Annotated in this window: 1 protein-coding gene; it reads left to right on the plus strand. The window is 54.2% G+C overall.

The window, feature by feature from the left end:
- Positions 1–577 (plus strand): hypothetical protein (locus CALK_RS13110; protein ID WP_034638434.1); only part of this gene is annotated, 577 nt, incomplete at both ends.

The raw sequence follows: 577 nt of genomic DNA on the forward strand, positions 1-577 counted from the left end.
GGGGCATACGGGAGAGGTGGAGATACAGGGCAATGCTACGCTTCGGGCTCGTGCCGTGGGAGATGCCTACGCCACCAAAGATTCTACCTGGCTCTATGAGAGTATCCTTCCCCGCCTACGTATCTACGCCGATGCGGGGTATGAAGATCCGGCCGATACGGTGGAATTTTACTTTGACACCACGGTTGTTCTGTGGGCAGAGGATGAAGATGGGAATCGTGTTGAAGGTGCAGATATCTATTACCTCATAGATGACGGCAGTGGTGAAGACATCAGTGAAGATAACGGAACCCTCTATACTGGCGAGGCCCTTGTTCTGGATGAAACCTCCCGAGTGCAGGCCGTGGCGGTTCACGAAATGTATCAAGGGGTGTATCATCTATGGCACTACCGCCTTCGTGAAAAAGAGGCCCCGCTTCACGCCCACTCCTTTACCACCTCCCATGTAGATGGGGCACTGGTGCAGGGCAAATCTGCCCAAGCAGAGGGCGACGAGATCCCCTTTGGCACATCTCTGCGCCTTGTCTTTGAAAGTCCTGTTTTTGAGCGGGATGCCTCCGATGTGGCGTATCGTACT

Source organism: Chitinivibrio alkaliphilus ACht1 (assembly GCF_000474745.1).
In the GTDB taxonomy this organism is placed as follows: Bacteria; Fibrobacterota; Chitinivibrionia; order Chitinivibrionales; family Chitinivibrionaceae; genus Chitinivibrio; species Chitinivibrio alkaliphilus.